The sequence below is a fragment of the Chryseobacterium sp. T20 genome, from assembly GCF_047345655.1.
In the GTDB taxonomy this organism is placed as follows: Bacteria; Bacteroidota; Bacteroidia; order Flavobacteriales; family Weeksellaceae; genus Chryseobacterium.
This window is the reverse complement of record NZ_JBLFDU010000006.1, coordinates 195,510-213,268: the sequence shown is the minus strand read 5'-3', so window position 1 is coordinate 213,268 and position 17,759 is coordinate 195,510. Positions and strand designations below refer to the sequence as shown.

16 protein-coding genes are annotated in these 17,759 nt (G+C 37.1%); 7 read left to right on the top strand and 9 right to left on the bottom strand.

The genetic code is table 11. The features are described 5' to 3' along the window. Window position 1: 1 nt before the first annotated feature. The 6 genes from ACMA47_RS15585 to ACMA47_RS15560 all read right to left on the bottom strand — a co-directional run bounded on the left by ACMA47_RS15585 (window position 2) and on the right by ACMA47_RS15560 (window position 6,509). Window positions 2–1,528: a phytoene desaturase family protein gene (locus tag ACMA47_RS15585; RefSeq protein WP_413930491.1), complete on the bottom strand. Its 1,527-nt coding sequence runs from the start codon at window positions 1,526–1,528 to the stop codon at window positions 2–4. A gap of 160 nt (window positions 1,529–1,688) precedes the next feature. Beyond that, entirely contained in the window at window positions 1,689–2,573 is an 885-nt protein-coding gene (locus ACMA47_RS15580) for a lipid A biosynthesis acyltransferase (protein ID WP_413930490.1), read from the bottom strand. Between the two features lie 119 nt (window positions 2,574–2,692). Next, complete coding sequence (locus ACMA47_RS15575; RefSeq protein ID WP_047377388.1) at window positions 2,693–2,947, bottom strand: acyl carrier protein; 255 nt, start codon at window positions 2,945–2,947, stop codon at window positions 2,693–2,695. A 4-nt stretch (window positions 2,948–2,951) separates the two neighbouring features. Beyond that, window positions 2,952–4,172 (bottom strand): beta-ketoacyl-[acyl-carrier-protein] synthase family protein, encoded by a 1,221-nt coding sequence (locus ACMA47_RS15570; protein WP_114821693.1) that lies wholly within the window; start codon window positions 4,170–4,172, stop codon window positions 2,952–2,954. Between the two features lies 1 nt (window position 4,173). Next, on the bottom strand, window positions 4,174–4,905 hold the full coding sequence (gene fabG / locus ACMA47_RS15565; protein WP_413930489.1) for a 3-oxoacyl-ACP reductase FabG: 732 nt from the start codon (window positions 4,903–4,905) through the stop codon (window positions 4,174–4,176). 83 nt (window positions 4,906–4,988) lie between these two features. Continuing rightward, window positions 4,989–6,509 carry an HAL/PAL/TAL family ammonia-lyase gene (locus ACMA47_RS15560; protein WP_413930488.1) on the bottom strand — a complete coding sequence of 507 codons (1,521 nt, stop codon included), beginning with the start codon at window positions 6,507–6,509 and terminating at the stop codon, window positions 4,989–4,991. 98 nt (window positions 6,510–6,607) lie between these two features. Here ACMA47_RS15560 and ACMA47_RS15555 point away from each other — a divergent pair, with 98 nt between their 5' ends. Continuing rightward, window positions 6,608–7,864: an NAD(P)/FAD-dependent oxidoreductase gene (locus tag ACMA47_RS15555; protein ID WP_413930487.1), complete on the top strand. Its 1,257-nt coding sequence runs from the start codon at window positions 6,608–6,610 to the stop codon at window positions 7,862–7,864. 34 nt (window positions 7,865–7,898) lie between these two features. Here ACMA47_RS15555 and ACMA47_RS15550 read toward each other — a convergent pair whose 3' ends face one another. The 3 genes from ACMA47_RS15550 to ACMA47_RS15540 form a co-directional block, all read right to left on the bottom strand. After that, window positions 7,899–8,498 (bottom strand): hypothetical protein, encoded by a 600-nt coding sequence (locus ACMA47_RS15550; RefSeq protein ID WP_413930486.1) that lies wholly within the window; start codon window positions 8,496–8,498, stop codon window positions 7,899–7,901. A gap of 75 nt (window positions 8,499–8,573) precedes the next feature. Next, window positions 8,574–9,866 (bottom strand): phenylacetate--CoA ligase family protein, encoded by a 1,293-nt coding sequence (locus ACMA47_RS15545; RefSeq protein WP_413930485.1) that lies wholly within the window; start codon window positions 9,864–9,866, stop codon window positions 8,574–8,576. Between the two features lie 91 nt (window positions 9,867–9,957). Next, window positions 9,958–11,619 carry a M23 family metallopeptidase gene (locus tag ACMA47_RS15540; RefSeq protein ID WP_413930484.1) on the bottom strand — a complete coding sequence of 554 codons (1,662 nt, stop codon included), beginning with the start codon at window positions 11,617–11,619 and terminating at the stop codon, window positions 9,958–9,960. Window positions 11,620–12,040: 421 nt separating this feature from the next. Between ACMA47_RS15540 and ileS the strand changes: the two genes are divergently transcribed. From ileS to ACMA47_RS15510, 6 genes are all read left to right on the top strand, one after another. Further along, the gene (gene ileS, locus ACMA47_RS15535; protein WP_413930483.1) at window positions 12,041–15,436 is read left to right on the top strand and encodes an isoleucine--tRNA ligase; all 3,396 of its coding nucleotides are present in this window, start codon (window positions 12,041–12,043) and stop codon (window positions 15,434–15,436) included. Window positions 15,437–15,494: 58 nt separating this feature from the next. Then, window positions 15,495–15,875 carry a TraR/DksA family transcriptional regulator gene (locus ACMA47_RS15530; protein ID WP_002983772.1) on the top strand — a complete coding sequence of 127 codons (381 nt, stop codon included), beginning with the start codon at window positions 15,495–15,497 and terminating at the stop codon, window positions 15,873–15,875. A 78-nt stretch (window positions 15,876–15,953) separates the two neighbouring features. Further along, window positions 15,954–16,199 (top strand): DUF6576 domain-containing protein, encoded by a 246-nt coding sequence (locus ACMA47_RS15525; protein ID WP_413930482.1) that lies wholly within the window; start codon window positions 15,954–15,956, stop codon window positions 16,197–16,199. Window positions 16,200–16,215: 16 nt separating this feature from the next. Continuing rightward, window positions 16,216–16,410 (top strand): DUF2683 family protein, encoded by a 195-nt coding sequence (locus ACMA47_RS15520; protein ID WP_413930481.1) that lies wholly within the window; start codon window positions 16,216–16,218, stop codon window positions 16,408–16,410. Further along, window positions 16,410–17,051, top strand: coding sequence for a lipoprotein signal peptidase (locus ACMA47_RS15515; RefSeq protein ID WP_413930480.1), 642 nt, complete (start codon window positions 16,410–16,412; stop codon window positions 17,049–17,051). Before ACMA47_RS15520 ends, ACMA47_RS15515 begins: the two co-directional genes overlap by 1 nt. 15 nt (window positions 17,052–17,066) lie before the next feature. Continuing rightward, on the top strand, window positions 17,067–17,711 hold the full coding sequence (locus ACMA47_RS15510) for a vancomycin high temperature exclusion protein (protein WP_413930479.1): 645 nt from the start codon (window positions 17,067–17,069) through the stop codon (window positions 17,709–17,711). Window positions 17,712–17,759 lie beyond the last annotated feature (48 nt).

Here is a 17,759-nt window from a genome sequence, read left to right as displayed (position 1 = left end):
TTTAGTTTTTATTAATCATTTGAGTCAGCCGCATATCTATTCTTTCTTTTCCGATAATTTCAGCACAGGTGTTAAAAGCTCCGATAGTAACGCCTAAGATCCCATGCATATTCACGGATTGCCCGGTCAGAAAAAGATTGTCAATTTTGGTACGGGGAGAAACCATCGTTTTAAGAGGATTCTCTGAGCTTTTCATATATCCATACATATTTCCTTCACAATTTCCGATATAGTCCCGATAAGACAAAGGAGAGGAAGTATAGAGTGTTTCAATGGCATGCCTTACATTCGGAATTTTCTTTTCCAGCGCATCAAGCATTTTTTCTGTTTTTTCAAGCTTAAATCTTTCATAAGCATTTCCTCTTTCATGCTCATCGGCAACGGTATTGAAGGTATTTTCCCATTCTTTAACCTCATCAAAATCCATATACGATATCGCCGTCAGACTTTCTGCGAATTCAGGATGACGTTTCGAAGGTGTGGAAGAAAGCATATACGTTTCCGGCCATGATTCTTTCCGGTACTGGAATGCATTCCAAACCTGTTCTTCAGAGGAGTAATGATATCTGTTATAATTAAAATTCGGAAGATAATGAGGTTTTAAAACTAGATAAATACTAAAACACGATGAAACCGGCTTCCAGCTTAAAACCCTGTTCAGAAAAGATTTCTTAAGTCTTTCTTCACGAATAAGTTTAATCGTGGAACGGATTTCTATATTTGAAATAAATTGTTTGGCGGTATATTCTTTTCCTGTTTTTGTTTTGACAGAGGTCAGTGTATTATTTTCATTAAAAACAAATTCTGAAACTTCCGAGTGCTTGTGTACTTCAGCTCCATATTCCCGAAGTTTTCTGATTAAAAGTTTAGAGATCTGGCTTCCTCCTTTCACACATTTGTAAGCACTTTGAATATAAGAATTTACCGTCAAAGCATGTACATAAAAAGGAACATTCTCCGAGTCTCCGGCATATAAAAAGTTCGAACCTAATAAAACCGACTGCAGTTTTTTATTCTGGGTAACAGATTCAATGAATCTTTTGGTATTAAGGTGCAGGATTTCTTCGTTGTAATTGTCTTTTCCCACCACATGATATCTGGGAAACTGGCTGCATACATACTGAATTTCTTCACAATAGTTTTCAAGATTTTCTTTTTCTTCGGGAAAATACTTTGAAAGCTGTTCTACAAAATTCTGATAACCCTGTGCATGAGGATATTCTATTTCATCATCTCCAAAACTGATTCTGTCATAGCCGTCTTCATCCATCAACTGAAGTTCGAGATCATCCATGATTTCAAGATAGGAAAAGAACTGGTTCAGATTCTGCCCTTTGGATAAACCTCCAAGATAATGGACTCCGGTATCAAAAATAAGTTTATCTCTTGAAAAGGTCTGCAGATTTCCTCCATATTGGTTATTTTTCTCCAGAACGCATACTTTCAGACCTTCTTTCGCCAAAATAAGAGCTGAAACAAGACCTCCCAATCCGCTGCCGATTACAAGTATGTCGTATTCTTTCTTCAAAAGAGAATGTGCTTTTAATAATTAAGAAACAGGGAATTTAAGATATTTAAAGATTACTTTCGTAAAGTAAGCATAGAAATTTCATCAGTCATCTTAAATTTCAGTACATCTTAATGGTTTTAGTTTTTTTATTCGTTTTTATGGGATAAAAATAGAAAAATTAATCAACATCATCCCAAAAATCAAAATAATTAAACCATTGAAGCGGGTATTTTTTCACCATGGTTTCAAGATTGTCCACATACGACTGTAAAAGCCCTTGTGAATCACGGTTTTTGATATTCTGGGCAACCCTTGCATACAAATGGTAATGAAGATTGTTTTCCTTCATCACATAGACATAGACTACAGGAACTCCTAATCTTGAGGCAATCAAAAATGGGCCGGCCGGAAATTTTGCACTTTTCCCCAGCAGTTCTGCCTCCAGATATTTGGATCCTTCGAAATAACGGTCTCCGGTAAAGCAGATAAGCTCATTATTGGACAAAGCCTGATTGATCTCAAAGATATGAGACATGTCTTCTTTTACGTAGATGAACTTGATATTACTCTCTTTTACAGCGACACTTTCAAGATATTCCTTAATGACGGTAACTTCCTGATCTGTAGTGACCAGATTGATCTGACAGTCGAAATCAATATCAGCAAAAAAATGCTCTGCAATTTCAAAATTACCGATATGAGCACTGATCAGCACTCCTCCTTTTTTAGCCGCTAAAAGATTTCTGAGGTTTTCAATACCGTCAAACTCATAAGTATATTTCTCTCTGAGCCCGGCAGAAATTGCGGTTTTATCAATCAGAACTTTTCCGAAAGTAAAATAGCTTTTAAAAATAGAAGCTTTGGAGTTCCAGTATCCATAGTTCAGTCTTTTCTGAAAATAATAAAGAATGTATTGGTTGCTTTTCTTCTGAAACAGTGAATAATAGGCTGCCACAAAATACAGCACACCATATGAACTTCTGATCCCGATATTTCTAATACACCAGACGAATATTCTGTATCCGAGTACTGTTCCTTTAGATTTACCTTTCCACTTGTTCATATCTAGAATTTAGTATAACAGAGAGCCAATGTAATAATACCTTTTTGAAGTGTCCGTTACCGGATCACTGTGATATTGTTACATTGGCACATTTTATAGAATAAAGATTTACTCAATAACTACGCGTTTTTTTCAGCAATCTTATTTTCAATCGTTGTATAGAAATCATCAAATGTTACCATTTTTTTGAAATCTGCTTCTCCTAATTTCACCCCGAAATTGGATTCAATCACGACTACCATGTCGATATAATCTAAGCTGTCTAAGCCCAGTGTATTTTTAAGGTTGGCATCGTTACTGATTTCGTCTCCGTCTACCTCGAATTCGTTTACAAGAAAATCATTAACAATAGCAACAATTTTTTCCCTTTCCATGTTTTTAATCAAATTTTTTAACTATTAGTGCAGAATTGGTTCCCCCAAACCCAAAAGAATTCGACAAAAATACATCAATTTTTTGATTTTTTGTTTTTGCGACTAAATTTATCTTTTGTGCTTCATTATCAGGGTTTTCCAGATTGATATTGGGAGCCACAAAATCGTTCTGCATCATCAGAATGGAGTAGATAACTTCACTTGCACCTGCCATCCAGCACTCGTGTCCGGTCATAGATTTGGTAGAACTTACCGGAACTTCACTTCCGAAGATCTCATAGATGGCTTTCGCTTCGTTGGCATCACCAATTGGAGTAGAAGTTGCGTGAGCATTGATATAATCGATGTCTGAAGCTTTTAATCCTGACTGTTTTAAGGCTCTGTCCATTGCTAAAGCCGGCCCGTCTACGTTGGGTGTTGAAATATGGCCTCCGTTTGAAGAAAAACCATATCCGATAATTTCAGCAATAATCGGAGCGCCTCTTCTTTGGGCAGATTCTAAACTTTCAACAATCAGACTGGCTGCTCCGCCACTTGGAATCAATCCGTCTCTTTCTGCATCGAAAGGTCTGGATGCTTTTGTAGGCTCATCTTCTCTGGCTGAGAACACTCCCAATCCGTCAAAGCTCGCCATGGAATATTTGTTGGTTTCCTGAGCACCTCCACAGATAATCATATCCTGAAAACCATTTTTGATCATCATATAAGCCAGTCCCAAAGAATGGGAACCGCTTGCGCATGCTGCGCTGATGGTAAGATTGATTCCTTTCAGTTTAAAAATGGTTGAAAGGTTCATCGTTACCGTTGAGTTCATTGATTTGAAGATCGCGCCCGATCCCATCAATGTCGTATCTTTCTTTTCCCTTGCAATATCGATAGATTCTACGACTGCCTGGGAAACACTATCGTTTCCGTATAAGATCCCCACTTCATGAGCATCTAGGAATTCTTCATCCAGATTCGCCTGTTTTAAAGCATCCAATGTAGCAAGATAAGCATATTCGCTCTCCTCTCCCATACTGACACGCTGGCGTCTGTTTAAAAGATTTTTCAGATCAGGCTTCGGAACTACTCCCGTAAGGCCAGACCTGAAACCAAATTCTTTTCTGTCCTGATCTAAAACAATACCGGATTTTCCTTGATATAGGGATTCCCTGACCTCTTCTAAAGACGTCCCGATGCAGGAATAAATTCCCATTCCGGTAATTACAACCCTATTTTCCATGTTATGAATAAATTCCTCCGTTAATATTAATCACTTCTCCTGTAATGTAAGAAGATTTTTTAGATGCTAAAAATGCTACAAGATCCGCCACTTCTTCAGCTTCTCCGAATCTGTTGGCAGGAATCATTGCTTTCAGTTCTTCTTCATTGAATTCCTGAGTCATATCTGTTTTGATGAAACCAGGAGCAACAGCATTGACGGTAACATTTCTTTTGGCAACTTCCTGAGCAAGAGCTTTTGTAGCTCCCACCAAAGCACCTTTCGCAGCAGAATAATTCGTTTGACCAGCGGTTCCTTTTACTCCCGATACAGAAACCATATTAATGATTCTTCCGTATTTATTACGAAGCAGCTTTTGAATAAAAAAATTGGTCACATTGAAAAATCCGTCCAGACTTGTATTGATTACACTGTTCCAGTCTTCCTTCTGCATCCACATAAAAAGACCGTCTCTTGTGATTCCGGCATTATTGACGATCACTTCTACCACGGCATCAGGATTTTTCTCCTGCCATTCCGTTAAAACAGCTTGTGTTTCTTCGGTATTTCCTACATCAAATTTAAGAATTTCTCCGGTAGCGCCCAATTCTTTCACTTTAGCCAACGTTTCGTTTGCTGCCGTTTCATTTGAAGCGTAGTTGATAAGGATGTGATAGTTTTTCTCTTCAGCCAGTTTTATACAGATTGCTCTCCCGATTCCTCTGGAGCCTCCTGTTACAATTGCACATTTCATGCGTTAGTGTTTATATCGTTTTTAGTTTTTTTAAGTTGATGTTGGAAGCCTTTTTTTAAAAGACAATTGATGGCAACCAATAGTTACATTCCTTTCAGATATTTCTTTACTTCTTCCAGATACGGATACATGACCATATCGTCTGAGAAAGCAGGAATAATTTTTCTGATATCATCATACAATTCTTTTGTAGAGGATGAAACCTTATCCTGGAATCCAAGATATTCAACCGCCTGAATGATGGTAATAGCTTCAATAGCCAAAACTTCAAAGGCATTTTCAATAACTTTTCTGCAAATCACTGCAGCGTTTGTTCCCATACTAACGATATCCTGGTTATCGTTATTGTTCGGAATACTGTGAACATACATAGAGTTTGACAACATCTGGCTTTCTGCTGTAGTAGAAGTTGCCGTAAACTGTACTCCCTGCATCCCGAAATTGAAACCTAATTTACCTAAATTCACAAAAGGAGGCAAAATTTCGTTGATTTTAGCATTCAGAAGGTAGTTTAACTGTCTTTCTGCAAGCATGGTAAGTTTGGTTACCACAATTTTAAGCTTGTCCATTTCCAGAGAGATATAATCTCCATGGAAGTTTCCTCCGTGATACACATGCTGGTCTTCAACGTTGATAATTGGGTTATCATTCGCTGAATTGATCTCATTTTCAAGAACTTTTTCTGTGTATTCCAACGTATCCAGTACCGGACCTAGAATCTGAGGAACACATCTTAATGAATAATATTCCTGAACTTTTTCCTTGAATACTTTTTCCTGTTCTTCAAAATGGGTATAAAGATGTTCTTCTCTTTTTCTGATCAGTTTACTGTCTGCCAGGTGAGCACGCATTCTTTCTGCCACTTTCTGCTGACCGTAATGCTTCTTAGTTCCATTCAATGCTGCTGATAAATGATCATCATAAGCCTGTACAATTTCATTGATGGCACAAGACAGTCTGAGAGAAATATCTGTAAGCTGATTCGCTTTATAGGCATTCACAATACCGATTCCTGACATTACGGAAGTTCCGTTCATCAAAGCAAGACCTTCACGGATTTCTACTTTGATCGGTTCTAATCCTTCAGTTTCAAAAACTTCTTTGGTAGATTTTCTTTCTCCATTGTAAAAAACTTCTCCTTCTCCAATTAATACCAAAGCAAGGTGAGCCAGCTGAACAAGATCACCGCTTGCTCCTACTCCTCCATGTTCAAAAATCAGTGGAGTAATATCTCTGTTGATCAGCTCCTGAAGAAGATAAATAACAGACTGGTGCACTCCTGAATTCCCTAATGATAAGGTATTCAGTCTTGCCAGCATACATGCTTTTACTTCTTCAGCAGGCAAAGGGTTTCCAATTCCTGAAGAGTGGCTTCTGATCAGATTATACTGAAGCTGGTGTGTATCTTCATCACTGATTTTAAACTGAGCCATTGGCCCAAAACCGGTGTTCACACCATATATTACTTTATTTTTTGAAAACTCTTTTAAAAACTGAAAACTTTTATCCACTCTTGATAAAAGTGATTCATCCAGTTCTATTTTTTCATTCTCAATGATAATTTTTTGAAAGTCTTTCAGTTCTAAAAAGTTATTTATTTTCATCAATTAAAAGTAATAGTTGATAATTTTGTAAAATATTAATTATTTGTCACTAATTTTGCGGCAAAGATAAAAGTTATTATTAAAATAAAAAATCAAAGATGAGCAAAGAATTTGTTGACGTTCTTGTAATCGGAGCTGGACCCTCCGGATGCGTGTCTTCTTCGTACCTGAAGAACAATAACGTCAGCGTAAAAGTAGTCGAAAAGACAAAATTCCCCAGACTCGTAGTTGGAGAAAGTTTAATTCCAAGGGTAATGGACCACTTTGAGGAGGCCGGACTTTTCCCTGCATTAGACAAAATGGGCTTTGAAAAAAAGCTTGGAGCTCGTTTTCTTCGTGGTGACGAAGTCTGCATTTTTGATTTCAGCAACAAATTCGGGGAAGGCTGGGACTGGACCTGGCAGGTTCCGAGAGCTGATTTTGATAATACTCTTGCTCAGGAAGTAATAAATAAGGGAATTGATCTTGAGTTTGAAACTGAAGTGATAGACATCAAATTTGACGGAACAAATTCTATAACTACGGTAAGAAGCAGGGATGGAGAAACAAAAGAGATTCATGCTAAGTTTGTTATCGATTCCAGTGGCTACGGAAGAGTACTGCCTCGTCTTCTTGATCTGGAGAAACCTTCAAAATTATCACCTCACTCTGCCATTTTCTCTCATGTAAATGATATCAACAGAGAACCGGGAGAGGAAGGAACTTTAATTTCTTTTGACATTATTGAAACAGAAGTATGGCTTTGGGTAATTCCTTTTTCCAACGGAAACACAAGTTTAGGAATTGTAGGCCCTACTGAATATATCGACAAATTATCTGAAAACGGAGATACAACGGAAGCTTTAAGAAAAGCGATTTCTCTTTCTGAATATTATGTAAAACGTTTTGGAAATGTAGATTTTCTTTTTGAACCTAAACATCTGAAAGATTATTCCTGTTCAGTAAAAAGTTTATTCGGAGACGGATTTGCTTTAACAGGAAATGCTTCAGAATTCCTTGATCCAGTATTCTCTTCAGGAATGGCTTTTGCCACAGAATCCGGAATGCTGGCCGCCAAACTGGCGTTAAGACAATTAAACGGAGAAAAAATTGACTGGCAGAGGGAATACACAGACTACATTTTATATGGAGTGGATGTTTTCACCACGTATGTAAAAGAATGGTATACCGGAAATCTTCAGGAATTATTCTTCCATCAACCGGAAAATCCGGACGTAAAGAAAAAGATCTGTGCTGTTTTAGCAGGCTATGTCTGGAATAAAGACAATCCTTTTGTGAGAAAACATGATACAGTCATTAAAAACCTTGCCAACCTGATCAAGCTGGAAAAACAGGAACAGCAAAATCAAGCATAAAAAAACGGTCTGAAAATTCAGACCGTTTTTTGTTTTATTTTAAAGCATTTTTAATAGCTTTTCCTAATTCTTTTCCTGTTTTTTCATAGGCTGCGGATATTCTTCCGTATTCCATACGATAGCTTCCTTTACTTCCTATCCCTTCAATCTTATCACCCTGAACTTTAGTTAATACTTTAGATGGATTCTCCGTTTCAACAAATATCATTTCTGAGGATAACTTACCAGGCTGTGTTACAAATCCTGTCCACCCGGCATAGATCCATTTTGTATCTAATATTAAGGTGTACTTTGCCGAAGCGCCTTTACTGAATTTTATTTTTTTCGCTTTACCATTTACTCCTTCAATAAACTTATCAAAAAAAACAGATTCTTTATGCTTTTGCCACTCTTCATCCCATTCTTTCCAGGATTCCTCGCCTTTCTTAGCCAACGTCTCTGTCTTTCTTCTTTCAAGATATTGGGCTTCAGTATAATTATCTGCCTGAAAAAGAGGATTTTCAAATTTAAACTGAACATTCACCTCTGTCTGATCTTTCAGAAAGTCAAAATTTCCAGATTCAATAGTAATTTTGTCCTGGGCAAAAGTTGCTGTGGTAATAGCTACAAAAAGCAGCAGAAATAATTTTTTCATAGTGTATTAGTTTTACTATTTAAGAGCCCAAAGATATTATAAAAAGGAAATCTTTACCCACTCTTTATTTTAATTTTATCTTAAGTCAATAAAAGTGATTGGCTTTCTGCTGTTTGGGTTAAAAACAGTTTTAGAGAGAACATCAAAATCTATGATTTCAATTTTTGGACTCACTCTCAATTTTGCTCGGAAGTGGTCTCTTACTTCATTGACAAATCCTTCGTGATCTGCTTCTGTACTAAGTTTAATGATAATCTCATCAAGTCCGATTTCGTTAGCCTGAATAACAATCTGGTAGCATAAGATATTGTTGAAATCATTCAAAATATCATTCATAGCAGGAGGATACAATGTTGTTCCTTTGTATTTGATCATCTGCTGCTTTCTTCCTACAACAGGTCCTAACCTCATCGTATTTCTTCCACATTGACATGGCTCATCATGAGCTTTTACAAGATCTCCGGTTTTAAATCTCAACAAAGGAATGGCTTCTACACCCAATGTTGTAATGGTAAGTTCACCACTTTCTCCTTCTTTTACAGGGTTTCCTTCATCATCCAGGATTTCTGTAATAATCAATTCCGGATGATGATGGCCTCCAATCTGATATTCACACTCTGTAAAAGCAGTACTCATTTCAGTAGAAGCATAGGTAGAAAAGAGTTTGATATCCCACTTTTCTTTGATTTTCTGCGAAAGAATATTATCTGTAAAATCCTGATTTTTGATGCTTTCGCCAATACATACAGCCCCATACACACTGGAGTTTTTATAATCCAATCCATGTTTTTCAGCGTAATCAATCATTTTAAGTAGAAAAGAAGGTACGGTGATCAAATATTTGGGTTGGTATCTGAAAATAGAATCCCACTGCAGTTCCGGAATTCCAGGCCCCATTCTCACCACGCTCGCCCCCATTTTTCTTAAACCAAGAAAATAAGCAAGCCCGGCCATAAATCTTTTATCTATGGTGGTAATCATCTGCACAACATCTCCTTTCTGAATTCCTGCACAGGCGAAAGATATTGCTTCATTGTATGCAAGCCTCTCAAGATCACTGTCAGACAATCCGAAAGTCACCGGATCTCCCAATGTTCCGGAAGTGGTACTGTAATCCACAATTTTATCCGGTGTTATGCAGAAAAAATCATGGTTATACTGCTGTAGATCATTCTTTGTAGTGGTAGGAATCTTCTGAAGATCTTCCAACGTACGAATGTCAGCAATATTGATATTATTTTCTTTGAACAGTTTCTGGTAAAAAGGGGAATGAGCTTCAAGATAAGTCAAAAGCTCATGAAGTTTTTCTTCCTGAAATATTTTGATTTCCTGAATCCCTGCTTTCTCGATTGACGGATAAAATTCCAATGATTTTAATTTTTAAAAAGCAAATTTATTTAAAATTACAAGATTGTAGGAGGTATTCATGTAAAATGTATTCATGATTGCAACTACAGTTTTATCTTTGAAACGTAAAAGTTTGTGTATTGGTATTCCCGGCAGTATTGATGGTTGTTACTTTTAAAGTATGAGAACCGCTTCCTTTAGGACATTTTTCATCAAAAGTGTAAACAAAATTATCTTTTATGCGGGCAAACCTCAACCATTTTCCATCCAGTTCAGCACGAAATGACACAATATCTCCTACTTTTGCTGTTCCTTTTAAGAGTAGAGAACCGCTATTAACCAATGCCCCTTCTGACCAGCCTGATGAAACGGATGGAAGATTATTGTCAATCAATAATTTTGCAGTACCCAATCTGTTGAATTTCCCTTCTGCCCAATCACCATTCCATTTTACCTTGACAACAGTTTTATCGCTGCCATAATCAAGGAGGATAACGGCTTTGTCTTTTTCTGTATTGGTTAATTTTCTATTCGGTTTTATTTTTAAAGTATATTCATCCTGAACGGGAATGTAAGTACTTTGTAAAACAACACTGTTTGAAACTGCATTCGGATCAGCATCCGGCTTTTCATGGGCATTGAAATTTACGGCATCATACATGGCATTTTTACTGAAAGCAATCTCTGTATTTTCTGTGGTAATGGTTTTCGCTTCGTTAGCCATTATTGTTTTTGCCGTAGAAGATATTTTATCTGAGGTTTTGCTTAACTGGAGTTTTGTTGTTAAGCGGCTCGTATTTCCTTTCACGTCTTTCAGAACAATTTCAATGGTATGAACATTTTCATCCTGAAGTCTGATCATTCCTGTTAAATTTGGAAGACTATAATTCTGAAGTTTCATTCCTGGTAAATCGGACAGGTGCTGAATTCCCATTTTATCTCGGATGAATTTGGTATAATCTATACAACCGTTGATATATCGGGTATCATCATAGTGGATTTTATCAATTTTAAAACTATAAATCAGCTTGCCATCCATCAATAGGTCAGCATTATAAACACCTAGATTAAAACCCTGATTAGCTTTATCAACGGATTTAATGCCCAAACTTATTTCCGGAGAATTTACCTGAATGAGACCAGCCGTATAAATATTCCCCGCTTTTTTTACGGCAATACTATTCGCTCCTGGTTCATACGTACTGAAACGACGGTCATACCAATACAATCCGCTTATAATGGGTGCTATATTATCAGGAATGGCAAAGCCAAAAAGTAATGGATTTAAACATTCCTCTGTTTTGGTATCTCTTATTTCAAAGTGCAAATGTGGGCCTGCAGATCCTCCGGTATTTCCACTCAAAGCAATCTGTTGTCCTTTTTCCACAGGAAACTGTCCGGGTTGAAAAGTAATATCCTGTTCCCACTTTTCGTCTTTATATTGTCTTTCCTTTACATATTCATCAAGTGCATTAAAATATTTGTTCAGGTGAGCATACACCGTTGTATAGCCATTGGCATGAGTGATGTACACAGCGTTTCCAAATCCGTAGCGCTCTACTTTTATCCTGCTCACATAGCCATCAGCAGCTGCAAGAACCGGAAGATTTTCCTGGCTATTGGTTCTCAGATCCAAACCCATATGAAAGTGATTGGTCCTGATAGCTCCGAAATTGGCTGCCAGCTGCATGGGAATACTGAGTGGGTTTCTGAAATAATTCTGTGGATAATTATTTTGAGCCTGAGTGATGATACTGCTGATTAAACAAATCATAAATATCAGTTGGGGAAAGATTTTCATACAGCATTTGGGTTTTACGTCTAATTAAATATACGAATTTTTAAGTTATGCTTATTTTTTTGACCGCCAATTTCACAGATTTTCACAGATGATTATGTTGTAGGTTTTGGCTAAAGCCATTGGATATGTTTTTATTATTTAAGCGGGCTTCCTTCGACTATGCTCAGGATAATAGCCCGCTCCTATTGAATAAATTGCATTAAATTTTATATAAAAAACACCCGGAAAAATTCACTTATTCACCATTCACTATTCACTTTTTCTCACTTTCTCCATTTATATTTCTGAAATTGAACTTTTTAATAGATGATATCAAAATAAAACATATATTATAAACCGACAAATTTTAGTAAATTTGCAGACTTAATTAATCAACGATATTGAGATATTTACAATGAGCCAATTTAAAGAATACAAAAACCTCAACCTTATTGACGTAGCAGAGAATGTAGCGGAATTTTGGAAACAAAATAAAACCTTCAATAAGAGTGTTGAGATTCGTCAGGGAAATCCTGAGTTTGTTTTTTATGAAGGTCCGCCTTCAGCAAACGGTATGCCTGGAATTCACCACGTAATGGCAAGAGCATTGAAAGATATTTTCTGCCGTTACCAGACGCAGAACGGGAAACAGGTTTTCCGTAAAGCAGGCTGGGATACGCATGGTCTTCCTGTGGAACTGGGTGTAGAAAAAGAGTTAGGAATCACGAAAGAAGATATTGGCAAAAAAATCTCTATTGAAGACTATAACAAAGCTTGCCGTGAAGCAGTAATGCGTTATACCGATGTATGGAATAACCTTACGGAGAAAATCGGATATTGGGTAGACCTTGATGATCCGTACATCACGTACAAGTCAAAATATATGGAAACCGTTTGGTGGTTATTGAAGCAGTTGTATAGCAAAGACTTGTTATACAAAGGTTACACGATCCAGCCTTACTCTCCAAAAGCAGGAACAGGACTTTCTTCTCACGAGCTTAACCAGCCGGGAACCTATCGTGATGTTTCGGACACAACGGTTGTGGCTCAGTTTAAAGTAAAGAAAGACTCTTCAGCATTGTTCAATGATGTTGACGGAGATGTACATATCCTTGCATGGACGACCACTCCATGGACGCTTCCATCCAATACTGCTCTTACCGTAGGTAGAGATATTGAATATGTTGTAGTTAAAACCTTCAATCAATATACATTTGAACCTGTAACAGTAGTTTTATCAAGTGTTCTTTTACCTAAGGTTTTCGGTAAAAAATATGCAGAAGGAACAGATGAAGATTTTGCCAACTATACTCCGGAAACGAAAGTTATTCCTTTCAGAATACTAAAAGAATTTACAGGAGAAAAACTTGTTGATACAAGATATGAGCAATTAGTTCCTTGGTTTACGCCAAATGACAATCCTGAGAATGCATTCAGAGTAATCTTAGGAGATTTCGTAACAACTGAGGATGGTACAGGTATCGTTCACACGGCTCCTACTTTTGGTGCTGATGATGCGAGAGTAGCTAAAATGGCTCAGCCTGAGATCCCTCCAATGTTGGTAAAAGATGAAAATGACAATCTTGTACCATTGGTAGATTTACAAGGGAAATTCATCAAAGGAGAAAATGTTCCTGCAGTATTTTCCGGAACTTATATCAAAAACGAATACTACGATGAAGGAACTGCTCCTGAGAAATCATGGGATGTAGAACTTGCCATCTTATTGAAAACGGAGAACAAGGCTTTCAAAGTAGAAAAATATGTCCACTCTTATCCACACTGCTGGAGAACAGATAAGCCGGTATTGTACTATCCGCTTGATTCATGGTTTGTGAAAATGACTGCTGTAAAAGACAGACTGGTAAATTTGAACAAAGACATCAACTGGAAGCCAAAAGCTACCGGAGAAGGACGTTTTGCGAACTGGTTGGAAAATGTAAACGACTGGAATCTTTCCCGTTCAAGATATTGGGGTATTCCGTTGCCGATCTGGAGAACAGATGATCTGAAAGAAGAAAAAATCATCGGTTCTGTAGAAGAGTTATACAACGAGATCGAAAAATCAATTGCAGCAGGACTGATGACTGAAAACCCGTTCAAAGGTTTCATCATCGGGAATATGTCTGAGTCTAACTACGAACTTGTGGATCTTCACAAAAACGTAGTAGACAAAGTGGTATTGGTTTCTGATTCAGGAAAAGCAATGAATCGTGAGAGCGACTTGATCGACGTTTGGTTTGATTCAGGTTCTATGCCTTATGCACAGTTGCACTATCCTTTCGAAAACAAAGAATTAATCGACAATAATAAAGCATTCCCTGCTGATTTCATCGCTGAAGGTGTTGACCAGACGCGTGGATGGTTCTATACGCTTCATGCTATCGGAACGGCTGTGTTTGATTCAGTTGCTTATAAAAACGTAATGAGTAACGGTCTTGTTCTGGATAAGAACGGACAAAAAATGTCAAAACGTTTAGGAAATGCTGTAGATCCGTTCGAAACACTTGCTGTATACGGTCCGGATGCAACGCGTTGGTATATGATCTCGAATGCAAACCCATGGGAAAACCTGAAGTTTGACATTGAAGGAATTGACGAGGTAAGAAGAAAGTTCTTTGGAACATTGTATAACACCTACTCATTCTTTGCTTTATATGCGAATGTGGATGGCTTCAACTATTCGGAAAAAGAAGTGGAAAACCGTCCGGAAATCGACAGATGGATCCTTTCTGAGCTTAATCTTCTGATCAAGGAAGTCAAAGCTTTCTATGAAGACTATGAACCGACAAGAGTTGCAAGAGCGATCAGCAACTTCGTGAATGATAACTTAAGTAACTGGTATGTAAGATTGTGCAGAAGACGTTTCTGGAAAGGAGATTATTCTGACGACAAAATCTCTGCTTACCAGACTTTATATACTTGTCTTGAAACAGTGGCTAAATTATCTGCTCCAATTGCACCATTCTTTATGGATCAGTTATATCAGGATTTAAATAAAGTAACAGGAAAAGAAAACTGTGAATCTGTACACCTTACAGACTTCCCGGTAGCTGATGAAAGTTTAATCGATCAGGATCTGGTTGAAAAAACGCATTTAGCACAGAACATTACAAGTATGGTTTTCTCTTTGAGAAAGAAAGAGAATGTAAAAGTTCGTCAGCCGTTACAAAAGGTATTGGTTCCTGTATTGGATTCTAAAGCAGAAGAGCAGATTCTTGCTGTGGCAGATCTGATCAAGCAGGAAGTAAACGTGAAAGAATTACAGTTAATTAATGCTGAAGAAGCATCTCACTTAATTGTAAAACAGATAAAACCTAACTTCAAAGCTCTTGGTCCTAAATTAGGAAAAGACATGAAAGTAGTAGGTGGCGAGATAGCAAATCTTACTACAGAGCAGATTGCCGGTCTTGAAAAAGAAGGAAGAATAGACGTTCAGGGATATGAGATCACGCTTGATGATGTGGAAATCTCTACAAAAGATATCCCGGGATGGACTGTTACTTCTGATGGAAAAACAACTGTGGCATTAGATTTGACGTTAACCGATGAATTAAAATCTGAAGGTATCGCAAGAGAGTTCATCAACAGAATTCAAAACCTGCGAAAAGATAAAGACTTTGATTTGACAGACAGAATTTCAATCACATTAGAAGAAAGTTCTCCTTTCTTGAATGAGATTAAGAAAAATGAGGAATATATTTCTTCCGAAGTCTTGTCAAATAAAATAGAAATTGTATCTTCACTTTCAAATTTTAACGAAATCGAAATAGATGAGGTTAATTTTAAGATAAATGTTGAAAAAAATTAACATGTAGTTATTATATTTCAAATTCCATTTCATAATTTTATTAAAAAAGAGAAAGAATATGTCAGACGAAAGAGTTAGATACAGCGATGCTGATTTACAGGAATTTAAAGCGATCATTAAAGAAAAAATAGAAAAAGCAGAAAAAGATCTTCAGCTTATCAGAGAAAGTTTCATCAATGACCAGAATAATGGTACAGATGATACGTCTCCTACTTTCAAAGCTTTTGAAGAAGGAGCAGAAACGTTAAGCAAAGAACAGAATTCTATTTTAGCAGGAAGACAGGAAAAATTCGTGCGTGACCTTAAAAATGCTTTGATCAGAATCGAAAATAAAACGTACGGTGTTTGCAGAGTAACAGGAAAACTGATTCCTAAGGAAAGACTTTTAGCCGTTCCTCATGCTACATTGAGCATCGAAGCGAAAAACATGCAAAAATAACCGTAAGGTTTGTAAAATAACATTGGGTTTATATCGTATTCAAGGATACTTTATAAACCTAATTTTTAATGTATACCCATGAACGAATTATTAATTTTGGGATTGATTGTCACACTAGTGCTGCTGTTTTTCAACAGAGAATGGATCAAAAACAGATTCTTCCCTGAACCGCAGAAGAACTATACCATTGATGATCAATTCAATTCTGATAAACGGGAACGGGAGAAAGAAATCGACAGACTTTTGAGTAAGATGGGCAAAAATGGAGTCAATGATCTGTCTGAGAAAGACAGGAAAAGACTTGATGAGCTGTCCAAAATGTAAAAATTAAATATAAGAAATGGAATCTATCATAGTACATCCTAAGAATTCTATGGAGCTGAGCGCACTGAAAAGCGTACTGAAAGAAATGGGCATTAAATTTGAAAAAGCTCATGTTAAGAGCTCTTTCAATGGACAGAAAGTAGTCAAGAAAGCAAGCGATAACAAAAATGTAAAGCCGGCTTCAAAGCCCTCAAAACCTAAAGGAGAGTAATGAAAAAGATCTTAGCGATAACATTTTTGGTGTTGTTAATAGACCAGGCTTCAAAAATTTATATCAAAACTCATTTTGAACTGAATGAGAGTATCCCTGTCATCAACGGTTTCTTTAACAAAACTTTTGTTGAAAACCCAGGAATGGCGTATGGATTCCACTTCGGAGGAATTATCGGGAAATATTTTCTGGTTATCCTAAGGGTTTTCCTGATTGGAGGGATGATCTACATGTTCAAAAAATGGTTGAAAGAAGGAGCCTCTAATTATCTTTTAGTTCCAATGGCTATCATTTTTGCAGGCGCAATCGGAAATCTTATTGACGGAATGTTCTATGGAATGATCTTCGACAGCGGAACTGTTTATGACGCCAGCACTGACCGATGGATTGGCTATGGCGGAATTTCCAAACTTGTTCCTTTCGGACACGGATATTCTACATTTATGAAAGGATGTGTGGTGGATATGCTTCATTTCCCTGTAGTAGACTGGTACGTTCCTGAAAGCTGGCCTTTGATAGGGGGAAAACATATTGAGTTTTTCAAATATATTTTCAATGTTGCTGATTCTGCGATCACAGTAGGTGCTGCATTCTTATTAATATTCAGAAAAAAAGCTTTCCCGAACGGTCTGGAGTTTTAAAAGATATATTTTCGGATGAAAAAAATAATCAAAAATATTTTTAAATTTTTCCTGCTTCTTTTCGTTGCAGGAATTATTTTTATTGCCTGGGCGAATTACAGCATCAAAAGTGACAGCGCACCATTTGTTTCCTACAATACTGCTGATGTACCGCAAGCAAAAACTGCATTATTACTGGGAACAGGAAAACTTCTGAGCAACGGAACTCCAAATGCTTATTTCTATAACAGAATTAAGGCCGCAAGTGATTTATACAAAAGCGGAAAAATACAATACATCATCGTTAGTGGTGATAACAGTACCAAGGATTATAACGAACCTGAAGATATGCAGCTTGCACTGATGCAGGAGGGAATTCCGCAGGATAAAATTATTTTAGACCATGCAGGATTCAGGACTCTGGATTCTGTGGTAAGAGCAAAAGATATTTTCAGCCAGACAAAACTGGTTATTATCTCTCAGAAATTCCATAATGAAAGGGCGGTTTTCCTGGCCAGAAAAAATGGAATGGAAGCCTTTGGATATAATGCCGCAGATGTGAATAAATATGCAGGCTTAAAGACTAATTTGAGAGAATATTTTGCAAAAGCTAAAGCCTATTGGGATCTTCTTTTTGGTGTGGAGCCTAAATTTGGGGGAGAGAAGATTTTGATTCCTTGATTTTTTAACCACAGATTACACGGATTACCACAGATGATTGAGGAAAGA